Annotated in this window: 13 protein-coding genes; 5 read left to right on the forward strand and 8 right to left on the reverse strand. The window is 59.1% G+C overall.

Annotated elements, in window-relative coordinates:
* Position 1: 1 nt before the first annotated feature.
* Genes ACTJJI_RS19810 through acpT form a run of 5 tightly spaced genes read left to right on the forward strand, consistent with a single transcriptional unit; the run spans position 2 to position 4215 of the window.
* Positions 2 to 1171, forward strand: a complete 1170-nt coding sequence (locus ACTJJI_RS19810) for a beta-ketoacyl-[acyl-carrier-protein] synthase family protein (RefSeq protein ID WP_153908116.1) — start codon at positions 2 to 4, stop codon at positions 1169 to 1171.
* Positions 1168 to 1641 carry an ApeP family dehydratase gene (locus ACTJJI_RS19815; protein ID WP_083021840.1) on the forward strand — a complete coding sequence of 158 codons (474 nt, stop codon included), beginning with the start codon at positions 1168 to 1170 and terminating at the stop codon, positions 1639 to 1641. The genes ACTJJI_RS19810 and ACTJJI_RS19815 overlap by 4 nt, the downstream gene beginning before the upstream one ends.
* A complete protein-coding gene (locus tag ACTJJI_RS19820; protein WP_395523460.1) occupies positions 1638 to 2369 on the forward strand; it encodes a 3-ketoacyl-ACP reductase FabG2 in 732 nt (243 codons plus the stop codon). The genes ACTJJI_RS19815 and ACTJJI_RS19820 overlap by 4 nt, the downstream gene beginning before the upstream one ends.
* Entirely contained in the window at positions 2366 to 3595 is a 1230-nt protein-coding gene (locus tag ACTJJI_RS19825; RefSeq protein WP_046889484.1) for a beta-ketoacyl-ACP synthase, read from the forward strand. The genes ACTJJI_RS19820 and ACTJJI_RS19825 overlap by 4 nt, the downstream gene beginning before the upstream one ends.
* 2 nt (positions 3596 to 3597) lie before the next feature.
* Positions 3598 to 4215, forward strand: a complete 618-nt coding sequence (gene acpT / locus ACTJJI_RS19830; RefSeq protein ID WP_348567595.1) for a 4'-phosphopantetheinyl transferase AcpT — start codon at positions 3598 to 3600, stop codon at positions 4213 to 4215.
* Here the strand turns inward: acpT and arnF are convergent.
* The 8 genes from arnF to ACTJJI_RS19870 all read right to left on the reverse strand — a co-directional run bounded on the left by arnF (position 4148) and on the right by ACTJJI_RS19870 (position 12369).
* Positions 4148 to 4552: a 4-amino-4-deoxy-L-arabinose-phosphoundecaprenol flippase subunit ArnF gene (gene arnF / locus ACTJJI_RS19835; protein WP_047360464.1), complete on the reverse strand. Its 405-nt coding sequence runs from the start codon at positions 4550 to 4552 to the stop codon at positions 4148 to 4150. The two genes, acpT and arnF, sit on opposite strands and share 68 nt — an antisense overlap.
* Complete coding sequence (gene arnE, locus ACTJJI_RS19840) at positions 4549 to 4887, reverse strand: 4-amino-4-deoxy-L-arabinose-phosphoundecaprenol flippase subunit ArnE (RefSeq protein ID WP_221345851.1); 339 nt, start codon at positions 4885 to 4887, stop codon at positions 4549 to 4551. Before arnE ends, arnF begins: the two co-directional genes overlap by 4 nt.
* Positions 4884 to 6539: a lipid IV(A) 4-amino-4-deoxy-L-arabinosyltransferase gene (gene arnT / locus ACTJJI_RS19845; RefSeq protein ID WP_440655289.1), complete on the reverse strand. Its 1656-nt coding sequence runs from the start codon at positions 6537 to 6539 to the stop codon at positions 4884 to 4886. Before arnT ends, arnE begins: the two co-directional genes overlap by 4 nt.
* The gene (gene arnD / locus ACTJJI_RS19850; RefSeq protein WP_050860038.1) at positions 6536 to 7438 is read right to left on the reverse strand and encodes a 4-deoxy-4-formamido-L-arabinose-phosphoundecaprenol deformylase; all 903 of its coding nucleotides are present in this window, start codon (positions 7436 to 7438) and stop codon (positions 6536 to 6538) included. Before arnD ends, arnT begins: the two co-directional genes overlap by 4 nt.
* Positions 7435 to 9417, reverse strand: a complete 1983-nt coding sequence (gene arnA, locus ACTJJI_RS19855) for a bifunctional UDP-4-amino-4-deoxy-L-arabinose formyltransferase/UDP-glucuronic acid oxidase ArnA (protein ID WP_203461662.1) — start codon at positions 9415 to 9417, stop codon at positions 7435 to 7437. The genes arnD and arnA overlap by 4 nt, the downstream gene beginning before the upstream one ends.
* The gene (gene arnC / locus ACTJJI_RS19860) at positions 9414 to 10397 is read right to left on the reverse strand and encodes an undecaprenyl-phosphate 4-deoxy-4-formamido-L-arabinose transferase (RefSeq protein WP_046889490.1); all 984 of its coding nucleotides are present in this window, start codon (positions 10395 to 10397) and stop codon (positions 9414 to 9416) included. The genes arnA and arnC overlap by 4 nt, the downstream gene beginning before the upstream one ends.
* Position 10398: 1 nt before the next feature.
* A complete protein-coding gene (gene arnB / locus ACTJJI_RS19865; RefSeq protein WP_192545035.1) occupies positions 10399 to 11538 on the reverse strand; it encodes a UDP-4-amino-4-deoxy-L-arabinose aminotransferase in 1140 nt (379 codons plus the stop codon).
* A 324-nt stretch (positions 11539 to 11862) separates the two neighbouring features.
* Entirely contained in the window at positions 11863 to 12369 is a 507-nt protein-coding gene (locus ACTJJI_RS19870; protein ID WP_014833628.1) for a phenolic acid decarboxylase, read from the reverse strand.
* Between the last annotated feature and the right edge of the window lie 42 nt (positions 12370 to 12411).

The raw sequence follows: 12411 nt of genomic DNA on the forward strand, positions 1-12411 counted from the left end.
GATGATTTACATTTCCGCTGTTGGCATGGTCAACGCGCTGGGCAACTCGGCCGATGAGATCGCGGCCAACCTGAACGCCGGGGTAGCGCCGGGGATGCGTCACCGCGCCGGATGGCTGCAAGGCTTACCCGATGCCATGCTCGGTGGCGTTGAGGGTGAACTGCCGCCGATACCGGATAGCCTGGCAGCACACCGCAGCCGTAACAATCAGCTGTTGCTGGCGGCGCTGGCACAGATTCAGCCTGCCGTTGAGGCCGCCATCGCCCGCGTGGGCCGCGACCGCGTGGCGGTAGTGCTGGGCACCAGCACCTCAGGGCTGGATGAAGGTGATGAGTACGTGCGCCTCTCCCTGAACGGCGAACGCAGCCCGCAATGGCAGTACCCGCAGCAGGAGCTGGGCGACCCCTCCCGCTTCCTCGCCAACTGGCTGCAGCTGGATGGCCCGGCGTATACCATTTCGACCGCCTGCTCCTCCAGCGCCCGGGCGATCATCAGCGGGCAGCGTCTGATTGAGGCCGGACTGGTGGACGTCGCCCTTGTGGGCGGAGCAGACAGCTTAAGCCGTATGCCGGTCAATGGTTTTAACAGCCTTGAATCGCTCTCGCCCACGCAGTGCGAACCGTTTGGCCGCGACCGCCGGGGGATCACCATCGGTGAAGCGGCGGCCCTCATGGTGCTGACCCGCGAAGCGGATCAGGTGGCGCTGCTGGGGGCGGGCGAATCGAGCGATGCGTACCATATCTCTGCCCCACATCCCGAGGGGGAAGGCGCCATTCGCGCTATTACTCAGGCGCTGAAGGCGGCAGGCATGACGGCAGACGAGGTGGGCTATATTAATTTGCACGGCACCGCCACTCCCCTCAACGATCGGATTGAGGCGCACGTGATTAACACCCTCTTTGGCGACCGGGTACCGTGCAGCTCCACCAAACACCTCACCGGCCATACGCTTGGCGCGGCCGGGATCACTGAAGCCGCATTAAGCTGGCTGATCCTGACCCGTGACCTGCCGCTGCCGCCGCAGGATTTTTCCCGCTACGCGCCGGACGACACGCTGCCGCCCTGCGGCCTGCTGCATCAGCGTGCGCCCCTGACAAAACCGGTGATTTTATCGAACTCATTCGCCTTTGGCGGTAACAACGCCAGCCTGCTGCTGGGGAGAGTGTCATGAGTTATTTATCCCCCGCCGACTACCTGCCTCACGACGCACCGATGATGTTGCTGGAGCGCGTTGAGCGTGTCACCGACAGCAGCGCGGTGTGCAGCGTCACGGTCGACGGGCACGGTGTGCTTGCGCCGTTCCTGAACGTTGACGGCGATCTGCCGGGCTGGTTTGCGCTGGAACTGATGGCCCAGACCGTGGGCGTCTGGTCTGAATGGCACCGTCTGCAAAAAGGGCTGCCCCACAGTCCGCTGGGCATGGTGCTGGGTGCACGCGAGCTGGTGTGTAGCACGGGCCGCTTTGCCGCCGGCACCACGTTAACCATTACCATCGAGCGCCTGATGCAGGACGAACGCTTTGGCAGCTTTGAATGCACGATTCAGGCAGATAACGCCCCTCTTGCCACGGGCCGCGTGAATACGTTCCAGCCCAGCGAAGACGAATTAACCTCACTTTTCACCCAGGGAGCTTCATCATGACACGTTCCGTACTGGTCACGGGCGCCAGCAAAGGCATTGGCCGCGCCATCGCCCGTCAGCTTGCGGCTGACGGTTTCACCGTGGGCGTGCATTACCATCGTGATGCTGACGGTGCGCGCGAGACGCTGGAGAGCATTGTTCAGGCTGGCGGAACGGGCCGTTTACTGACCTTTGACGTGGGTAACCGCGAGCAGTGCCGCGAGGTTCTGGAACAGGAAATCAGCACCTCTGGCGCATGGTATGGCGTGGTCAGCAATGCCGGAATCGCCCGCGATGGCGCGTTTCCGGCGCTCAGCGACGAGGACTGGGACAGCGTCATCCACACCAACCTCGACAGTTTTTATAACGTCATTCATCCCTGCATCATGCCGATGATCGCAACCCGCAAGGGCGGACGAATTATTACCCTGTCGTCCGTGTCAGGCGTGATGGGCAACCGTGGGCAGGTGAACTACAGTGCCGCCAAGGCCGGTATTATCGGCGCCACCAAGGCGCTGGCCATTGAACTGGCAAAGCGCAAAATTACCGTCAACTGCATCGCGCCAGGGCTGATTGATACCGGCATGATCGAGATGGAAGAGGCCGCGCTGAAAGAGGCCATGTCCATGATCCCGATGCAGCGCATGGGACAGGCCGACGAGGTGGCCGGTCTGGCAAGTTATCTGATGTCGGACCGGGCAGGCTATGTGACACGCCAGGTGATCTCGATCAACGGGGGGATGTTATGACGCGTCGGGTGGTGATTACGGGGATGGGGGGCGTGACCGCCTTTGGCGAGGACTGGCCGACCATTGCCCAGCGGCTGCTCGGCTACGAAAATGCCGTCCGCACCATGACGGAGTGGCAAGAGTATGCCGGTCTGCAAACCCTGCTGGCCGCCCCCATCGAGGATTTCACCCTCCCGGCACACTATACCCGCAAGCGCATTCGCGCCATGGGTCGCGTGTCGCTGCTCTCTACCCGCGCCACCGAACTGGCACTTGAGCAGGCGGGCCTGATCGATGACCCGGTACTGACGCAGGGGCAAACCGGCATCGCCTATGGGTCGTCCACGGGTAGCACAGGACCGGTCAGCGACTTCGCCTCCATGCTGATGGAAAAACACACCAATAACATCACCGGCACCACCTATGTGCAGATGATGCCGCACACCACCGCGGTCAATACCGGCCTGTTCTTTGGTCTGCGTGGGCGCGTCATTCCCACCTCGAGTGCCTGTACTTCCGGCAGCCAGGCGATTGGTTACGCCTGGGAAGCCATTCGCCATGGTTATCAGACCGTGATGGTCGCCGGGGGCGCCGAGGAGCTTTGTCCGTCAGAAGCGGCGGTATTTGATACGCTGTTCGCCACCAGCCAGCGCAACGACGCGCCGAAAACCACGCCGTCGCCCTTCGATACCGCGCGCGATGGGCTGGTCATCGGCGAAGGGGCAGGCACGCTGATTCTGGAAGAGCTGGAGCACGCCAAAGCACGCGGGGCGACCATCTACGGCGAAATCGTGGGCTTTGCCACCAACTGCGATGCGGCACACATCACCCAGCCGCAGCGTGAAACCATGCAGATTTGCATGGCGCAATCACTGGCGATAGCAGGCTTACGCGCATCGGACATCGGGTATATCTCCGCCCACGGCACCGCCACCGATCGCGGTGATATCGCCGAAAGCCAGGCCACTGCGGCCATCTTTGGCGACAACGTCCCCATCTCCTCGCTAAAAAGCTATTTTGGTCATACGTTAGGCGCCTGCGGTGCGCTGGAAGCGTGGATGAGCGTGCAGATGATGCGTGAAGGCTGGTTTGCCCCGACGCTCAATTTAAGACAACCGGATGAGCAATGCGGTGCTTTAGATTATATTATGGGGGAAGCCCGTCAGATTGACTGCGAGTATCTGCAAAGCAATAACTTCGCGTTTGGCGGCATCAATACCTCAATCATTATCAAACGCTGGGCGTAACTATGTACCAGTTTATACTGGGAAAAATCTCCACCCTTAGCGCGGACCCGCTGGCGTCAACGCTCGCAGATATGGCACCTCAGGGTGCGCGACACCGTTCCTGGCTGGCAGGCAGGACGCTGCTCGCCCGGGCATTGTCCCCTTCTCCGCTGCCCGACATTGTGTACGGCGAACAGGGGAAACCCGCCTTTGCAAAAGATCATCGGCTCTGGTTTAACCTGAGCCACAGCGGGGACGACATTGCCCTGCTGGTGAGCGATGAAGGTGAAGTGGGCTGCGATATCGAAGTGATACGCCCGCGTGAAAACTGGCAGGCACTGGCGAACGCCGTGTTCAGCGTGGCGGAACATGCAGAGCTGGAACGCGAAGCGCAGGAGGCGAAGCTCTCCACGTTCTGGGGGATCTGGACGCGTAAGGAGGCGATTGTGAAGCAGCGAGGCGGCAGCGCCTGGCAGATTGTCAGCATCGACAGCACCTCACAGACCCACTCGGTCAGCCAGCTTCAGTTTGGCTCCCTGAGTCTCGCCGTCTGCACGCCCACCCCGTTTACCCTTACCCCCGGGGCGATTTTTCACCACCCGATGTCCGGGGCAGAAATATCACCAGCACGCCCAGCATAATCAACCCGACGCCCGCCAGCCCCTGCCACGAGAACGACTCGCCCCAGCCGGGCAGCAGGATCGCCGCGCCCCACACCAGAATATAACTGAGGCTCAGCAAGGCATACGCTTTGCTGAGTGCCATGCGATGCAGCGCCAGATACCAGCAGCCCATAGAGGCCACATAGCCCATCAGCCCCAGCAGCAGCGCGGCGGTACCGGACGAGAAATGCCAGAGGGCCCGGAGAACTGCGAACGCCTCGCCGACAGAGGGAAGCGCCTGCATGGCACTGCGCAGCAGCAGCTGCGCCACGCTGACTAACACCACGCTGCATAAGGCCCAGAACACCCCTTTCACAGGCTTCCTCCCAGCAACACTATCCCGGTGATGATCAACCCAACGCCCAGCCAGTGATGCCAGGCCACCTTTTCATGCCAGAGTCCCTTCGCCGCCAGTGTCACCCAGACAAAATTAAGGCTCAGCATCGGATAGGCCACCCCGACGGGAAGACGCTGCAACACCCCCAGCCAGACCAGCATGCCGCAGCCCAGTGCCAGCAAGGCGAGCCCCATCCACAGCATAATATGCGCGCCACGCCGCCCGGTTGTCGCCGGACGGGTCGCCTGCTTCTGGCAGAGCTGCCCCGCGCAGGTCAGCAGACTTGCCAGCACCAGCCACCACCAGGTCATCATTGCGGCAGATACTGCAGGTAAGCCAGCCGCCCCTGGATATACAGGTGGTCAGGCGCTGGCAGGTTGGCTCGTTTCAGATCGTCGTTCTTCGACAGCAGGATCACCAGCGACACGCTCCCCTGCTGGCGATGCGTCGCCAGCCACTGCGCAAAGTCATCTTTATTGATAAAGCGGTCTTTCACATCCGGGTAATCCAGCCCGTAGCGCAGCTCACCGCTCTGACCAAACAGGATGATGTCGTTACGCTTCAGCTCCCACGCCAGCCCTGCCGCCACGCCGACGTTATCGGCCAGCACGAACCGGCTCTGCTGGAGCGGGTCGCGCACGGTATCCACCAGCGACTGCGGCTGTTTGGAATCCACCACCAGGTTGGGAATGGCAAAGCCAATCAGCAACGCCAGCCCGGCAGGGCACAGCGCCGCCAGCCACCAGCGCTGCTGGCTCCGTCTGAAGCTAAACCAGCCCACCACGGCCCAGACGAGGAAGGCCACCACCGCGCAGAAGACTTTATACAGTTCGACCGACGTCCAGACCGGATGCTTAGCCAGCCCCCACGGAGAGACCACCAGCGCCGCCACCACGCCGATGACGCCAAACGCCAGGTTAATCCCGCCGTTAATGCGTAACGCCCTGGCACCTTTTTCCGCCGCAAGGCAGGCATAGCGCGCCATCAGGATAGCCAGCGGGGCAAAACACGGCAGGATGTAGGTCGGCAGCTTGCCTTTGGCAATGCTGAAGAATAAAAGCGGCATCACCACCCAACCGAGCAGATAAAGCCCGCCGCCTGCAGGATGTTTTTCACGCCAGCCCAGACGCAGCGCACCGGGCAACAGTGCCAGCCACGGCAGACTGCCCGCGACCAGGAATGGCAGATAATACCAGAACGGGGCTTTGTGCTGGGCGTCGCTTTGGGCGAAACGCTGAACGTGTTCAACCCAGAAGAAGTAGCGCCAGAAATCGGGTTCACGCCAGGCAATCGCCAGCCCCCAGGGCAGGACAATGAGCACGCAGCTCAGGATGGCGAGCCCGCCAAAAATCAGCACCTCTTTCCAGCGCTTTTGGGCTATCACCCACGGCAGGACGCCAAGCACCGGCACCGCCAGGGCGAGGAAACCTTTGGTCATCACCCCCATGCCGCAGGCCAGCCCCAGCAATATGTAGCCCCCCACTTTGCCAGCCAGGGTCTGCGCCTGCGAGGCCAGCCAGAAACTGCACATCGCCGCCACCAGCCACAGGGTGATGATGGGATCGAGCACGGCATAGGTGCCAATGCCATACACCAGAAACAGCGTCAGGAAGATAAGGCCGGAGAACAGGGCAACGCGTTTATCACGCCAGAGTTGCCAGGCCATCCAGATGACCAGCAGCGCCGTCAGGCCGTTAGAAAAGATGGCCCCGGCGCGCACGGCAAAGTTCGTGTGGCCAAACAGCAGTTGCCCGAGGCTGTTGACCCAGTAACCGGCAATCGGCTTTTCAAAGTAACGCAGCCCCAGAAAATGGGGCACAATCCAGTCGCCGGAGGCGAGCATTTCACGGCTGATTTCCGCATAGCGCGTTTCATCAGGCTGCCATAACAGACGGATATCGACCGGAATGAGGTAGTAAACAATAAACAGGGCGAACAGCACTAAGCCATAACGGGCGACTTTCATGGTACCGGACTCACGGTTTGTTGATAGCCAAGCCAGCCTTCCCGGCCAGCCATGTCATTACGCACAATTTTGCCGACGGGCAGCGTACTGAGATCGTCTGGCAGCAGGTCGATCAACGGGCAGAACTGAATCCCCTCCTGCGCCGCCAGCGTCAACAGCGCATCGAAATCATGCTGATACGCAATCCCCTCCACCTCGGCGTGGATGGTGTAGACCGGGGTGCCGGTGTCGCGATGCATGCAGTCCAGAATGTAGCGGTTGAAGCCGTCGGCAGTCACCTCGCGCCCCACCACTTCATCCCAGGTGGGAAGCGTGACCGGGATTTGCACCGTGCCAACGCGGTTTTCACCGAGCTGCGGTAAAAACGGTCCGCTACCCCGGCAATCGCTGTTGTAGCGAAACGCGAACGTCTCTTTGGCTTTCACGACGCGTTGATCCGCACGCCATCCCGCCACGGCGGAGCAGCGCACCGGTTGACCGATAATGGCCTCCAGCTCCCGCAGACCACGCTCGATTTCCCGGGCCAGGCGAGGAATATCCCAGACGCCCGCCCAGGCCTGCCAGGCATGGTGATCCCAGGCATGCAGGCCGACCTCATGGTGTTGCGCCGCTTCACGGATGATGGCTTCGTTACCCGCGCCGATACGCCTGCCGGGCCATGCGGTACCGGCCAGCAAAATATCCCAGCCGTAGAGCGATGCTGCGCGCGAGCGCAGCATTTTGAACAGAAATGCCGGTTTAACCAGACGCCATAAATGACGTCCCATGTTGTCTGGCCCCACGCTGAAGAAGATGCTGGCACGCACATCGTGCTTGCTCAGCAGCGTCAGCAGTCCGGGAACGCCGTCACGCGTTCCCCTGAAGGTATCGACATCAATGCGTAAACCGACTTTTTTCATGAGGCCTGTTCCGACAGCTCCACGGTGCGCAGGAAGAAATCGAGCGTCTCATCAATGGTCTGCTCCATCTTCACCGTTGGCGTCCAGTTCAGGCAGCGCTTCGCATTGCGAATGCTCGGTTTTCGGTGCTCAACGTCCTGGTAGCCTTTGCCATAGTAGCTGCTGCTTTCCACTTCGCGGAATCCTGCAAACGGCGGGAACTGGTTACGCAGCGGATGGCGCTCAAAGCTGGCCAACAGCATTTCGGCCAGTTCACGAATGCTCGCTTCGTTATCCGGGTTGCCGATGTTGATGATCTCCCCGTTGCAGCGGCCATCCTTGTTTTCGATGATGCGGAACAGAGCTTCGATGCCATCGCTGATGTCGGTGAAGCAGCGTTTTTGTTTACCGCCTTCAATGAGCTTAATGGGCGAGCCTTCCACCAGGTTCAGGATCAGCTGGGTAATGGCGCGGGAGCTGCCAATGCGCGCCGCGTTCAGGTTATCCAGACGTGGCCCCATCCAGTTAAACGGCCGGAACAGGGTAAAACGCAGCCCTTCTTTCTCGCCGTAGGCCCAAATCACGCGGTCCAGCAGCTGTTTGGAGACGGAGTAAATCCAGCGCTGCTTGTTGATCGGCCCGACCACCAGGTTAGAGGTATCTTCATCGAAGTTTTTATCGGTACACATGCCGTACACTTCGGAGGTGGACGGGAAGATGATGCGCTTATCGTATTTCACGCAGTCGCGGATAATCTTCAGGTTCTCTTCAAAGTCCAGCTCGAATACGCGCAGCGGGTTGCGGGTGTACTCAATCGGCGTGGCAATGGCGACCAGCGGCAGCACCACGTCGCATTTTTTAATATGGTACTCAATCCACTCGGAGTGGATGCTGATATCCCCTTCCACGAAATGGAAGCGCGGGCAGTCAAGGAAACGGCTGATGGCATCGGAGCCAATGTCGAGGCCATAAATTTCGTAGTTATCGTCTTTCAGCAGACGCTCGGTCAGGTGGTTACCAATAAAACCGTTCACGCCGAGGATCAGCACGCGGGTACGGCGCTTAATTGCCACCACTGGAGCGCTGGTGATCAAGGCGCCGGGAACCAGCCCCAGAGACTGCGCCAGCTGCGCGCCCTGCACATAAACGCCGTTGTCGGTCTGACCGGTCACGATCTCCAGCGCCTGCTCGCCGCAGCTGACAATCAGCGGCGAGACAGAGACGATGGTGCCCGGTTTCGCGGCCGGGACGTCATCGCGCACGCGGGATTTCCAGACGATAAATTTGCTTACACCGGCGAAGCTATACGCCCCCGGCCAGGGGTCGGTCACTGCGCGCACCAGGTTGTGCAGCTGGCGGGCGGGCTTGTTCCAGTCCAGACGGCCGTCTTCCGGCGTGCGGCGGCCAAAACAACTCGCCTTGCTCTCGTCCTGAGCGGTCTCGCTGAAGGTGCCGTTCAGGATGGTCGGCAGTGCATCACGCAGCAGGCTTTGCGCCACGGAGCAGAGTTTCTGATGAAGCTGCAGCGCCGTCTCATCCGCGCCGATGGCCACACGCTGCTGCGCAATGATGGCACCCGCATCCGCGCGGTGCACCATGCGGTGCAGGGTCACACCGGTTTCAGTTTCACCATTCACCAGCACCCAGTTCAGCGGCGCGCGGCCACGGTAGGCGGGCAGCAAAGAGCCGTGAAGGTTAAATGCCCCTGTTTTCGCCAGGCTTAAGATCTCGTCACAGATCAAATTGCGGTAGTAGAACGAGAAGATGACATCCGGCGCGACGGCGCGAATGCGATCCACCCACAGCGGGTGGTTGATATCGTCCGGCGCATAGACCGGAATGCCGCGCTCGGCGGCGATACGCGCCACGGAGCCAAAGAAATTATTCTCTCCCGCGGCATCCGGATGCGTGAAGATGGCAGCGATATCATAACCCGCTTCAAGCAGGGCAAGCAGGCCCGCGCACCCCATATCGTGATAGGCAAAGACAACAGCTTTCATGGGTGTTTTTCCTCTTGAGAGACTTTGTGTTCCTGGCGGACAACACGTTGAATAAAGTAGCGCGGACGTGCGCGAACATCGTTATAGATACGGCCAATGTACTCACCGAGCAGCCCCATCCCGACAAACTGGGCGCCGATGAACATGAACAGCACGGCAAAGAGCATGAAGACCCCTTCCGCCGCCCACTGGGGGCCAAAGACCAGACGCAGGACGACCAGCAAAACGGAAAGCGCAAACCCGGCCAGCGCGATAATGCTGCCGAAGACGCTCAGCAGGCGCAGCGGCGTGGTGGTCAGGCAGGTGATGAGGTCGTACATCAGGTTGATAAGACGCATAAAGCTGTACTTCGATTCCCCGTGCTCACGCTCGGCGTGCAGCACCGGGATCTCCGTCGCCTTACGGGCAAAGGTATTCGCCAGAATCGGAATGAAGGTGCTGCGTTCATGGCAGTGCAGCATGGCGTCGACAATATGGCGGCGATAGGCGCGCAGCATGCAGCCGTAATCGCCCATCGCTTTGCCGGTGGTGCGCTGGATCAGGCGGTTGATGGTGCGGGAAGCCAGCTTGCGGAACAGGCTATCCTGACGATTCTGCCGTACCGTACCCACCACGTCGTACCCTTCATCGGCTTTGGCGACCAGCCGGGGGATCTCCTCCGGCGGGTTTTGCAGATCGGCATCCAGGGTGATGACCAGATCGCCCGTCACGTGGCTGAACCCGGCCATAATGGCCGAGTGCTGGCCGTAGTTGCGGTTAAGCAGCACCGCAACGACATGGCTGCCTTCGGCCTGCGCAGCCTCGGTCAACATCAGGGCGGAGTTATCGCTGCTGCCATCATCCACCAGCAGGATTTCATAGGCTTTGCCCAGCGTCTCACAGGCGGCGGTGGTGCGGCGGATCAGTTCGGGCAGGCTCTCCTGCTCGTTATAAACCGGGATCACCACAGAAACTTTTTGTACAGGTGGTGCACTGAACATATCAATGTCCTGCAAGCTGATGGAGCGCGGTAATGACGCGGGTTGTGTCGTCATGAGTCATGTCCGGGAAAAGTGGGAGAGAACAAATACGCGCGCTGTTCCATTCAGAATGCGGGAGCGATACATCAGGAAAACGCTCGCGGTAGTATTTTTGCGTGTGTGCCGCGCGGAAATGCAGGCCAGTGCCGATGCCCTGCTCTTTCAGGGCCGCCATCAGGTTGTCTCGGGAGATCCCGCAGCGGGCTTCATCCACGCGGATAATAAACAGATGCCAGGCGTGCACATGCGGCCATGACGGAAGCGTTAGCGGCTGGAACGGCGTGTCGGCCAGCTCGCGCAGGTAGCGTTCGGCGATGTCCTGACGGCGTTTGTTGGCCTGTTTCAGTTTGCCCAACTGCACCAGCGCCAGCGCGGCGTTGATGTCCGCGAGGTTGTATTTAAAGCCGGGCGCGATCACCTCGGCCTGCGGCGCGCGGCCGTGGGTCTGGCGGTCATAGGCATCGACGCCCAGACCGTGGAATTTCAGGCTGCGGATTTTTTGTGCCAGCTGTTCGTCATCCGTCACCACCAGACCGCCCTCGGCGCAGGTCATGTTTTTAATGGCGTGGAAGGAGAAAATTGCCGTGCCCTGCCAGCCCACGTGGCGATCTTTGTAGTACGTGCCCGCGGCGTGTGCCGCATCTTCAATCACCGGAATACCGTGACGCTCCCCCACGGCGCGAATGGCGTCGATGTCACACGGCGCGCCGGCGTAATGCACCGGGATAATGGCTTTGGTGCGCGGCGTAATGGCGGCGTCAACCGCGTCCGGGGTGACCATCAGCGTGTCTTTGTCCACATCGATCATCACCGGGGTTGCTCCCAGCAGAACAATCATATTCAGCGTGGAGACCCAGGTCAGGGAGGGGGTAATTACTTCATCGCCAGGGCCAATACCCAGCGCCATCAGGGTGACGTGCATCCCGGCGGTGGCCGAACTGACGGCAATGGCGTGGTGATTCCCGGTCAGTTGGCAGAATGCCTCTTCAAGCGCCTGATTTTTCGGCCCGGTCGTGATCCAGCCAGAGGTTAATACCTCCTGCAACGCCGTTATTTCCTCATTGCCCATGGAAGGGCGGGAAAAAGGCAAAAAATCGCTCATCATTAATTTCCTTGCAATAAGAATGGCACGCTTTTGATATTAACCAATTACCGGTTCGTTTATTTCAACGGTTCATAAACTCATATCAAGGTAACGCGCATTTCTTAGGGAAAAATTAAGATGCGTATTTAAAGTGTTAAGGAGTGTATTTAAATAACTTTATAAACAAGAGGTTACATAATTATGAATTTTTTATTTTGTGATCACATTCAATTTTTGCAAAATGTAACGTTTAAACCAACCCTCAACAAACAAAAAAAATCCCGGTTATTTCTGTAAAAGCAGAAACAACCGGGAACTTTTCTTTTTAGTTAATTGTCGCGCTTATTTTAAATTATTCGGGAAGTCTTTTGGCAATTCACTGGCAGCACACGCAATTACGCTGTCATCGTTGGCTCCGCAGTCGCGCACAAAAGTAATAGTGGCAAACTCATCAATCACTTCCGTTGGATAGGCCGGGCCCGCATCGCGATAGCTGTTCATCAGCGGAATGTGATCGTTCTGGAAACAGACGGTTTTTTCCGGGTTGTTCATGACCCAACGTGGGAAGAAGATGGTGCCATGGAACAGTTTGTCGCCCAGGTTCACAATGAGGCTAACATCGGTGCCGGTGGGTTCGGTCCAGGAGATTTTATAAATACTCTCACCTACGCGAACAATGTATACCCGCTGATCTTTTACCCAACGATTACCCACCAGACCGCTGTGAATACGGTAGTCGATGGTCTTTTCATTCTTGATATAAATCTCGTAGTTCCAGCCGTTATCGTAGGTATAAACCAGATGTTTGCCGATGAAGCCGCTTAAGTCATGTTTGTCGAAGGTGCTCATAAGATGTCTCCTTTGTTTTGATGAGACGATCGTACCCCTTCA

Origin of the sequence: Enterobacter sp. 22466, from assembly GCF_052044775.1 — a bacterium.
GTDB lineage: Bacteria > Pseudomonadota > Gammaproteobacteria > Enterobacterales > Enterobacteriaceae > Enterobacter > Enterobacter dissolvens.

Coding starts and splice junctions, on each gene's coding strand:
- ACTJJI_RS19810 (WP_153908116.1), top strand. CDS start 2: ATGATTTACATTTCCGCTGTTGGCATGGTCAACGCGCTGGGCAACTCG.
- ACTJJI_RS19815 (WP_083021840.1), top strand. CDS start 1,168: ATGAGTTATTTATCCCCCGCCGACTACCTGCCTCACGACGCACCGATG.
- ACTJJI_RS19820 (WP_395523460.1), top strand. CDS start 1,638: ATGACACGTTCCGTACTGGTCACGGGCGCCAGCAAAGGCATTGGCCGC.
- ACTJJI_RS19825 (WP_046889484.1), top strand. CDS start 2,366: ATGACGCGTCGGGTGGTGATTACGGGGATGGGGGGCGTGACCGCCTTT.
- acpT (WP_348567595.1), top strand. CDS start 3,598: ATGTACCAGTTTATACTGGGAAAAATCTCCACCCTTAGCGCGGACCCG.
- arnE (WP_221345851.1), bottom strand. CDS start 4,887: ATGATGACCTGGTGGTGGCTGGTGCTGGCAAGTCTGCTGACCTGCGCG.
- arnT (WP_440655289.1), bottom strand. CDS start 6,539: ATGAAAGTCGCCCGTTATGGCTTAGTGCTGTTCGCCCTGTTTATTGTT.
- arnD (WP_050860038.1), bottom strand. CDS start 7,438: ATGAAAAAAGTCGGTTTACGCATTGATGTCGATACCTTCAGGGGAACG.
- arnA (WP_203461662.1), bottom strand. CDS start 9,417: ATGAAAGCTGTTGTCTTTGCCTATCACGATATGGGGTGCGCGGGCCTG.
- arnC (WP_046889490.1), bottom strand. CDS start 10,397: ATGTTCAGTGCACCACCTGTACAAAAAGTTTCTGTGGTGATCCCGGTT.
- arnB (WP_192545035.1), bottom strand. CDS start 11,538: ATGAGCGATTTTTTGCCTTTTTCCCGCCCTTCCATGGGCAATGAGGAA.
- ACTJJI_RS19870 (WP_014833628.1), bottom strand. CDS start 12,369: ATGAGCACCTTCGACAAACATGACTTAAGCGGCTTCATCGGCAAACAT.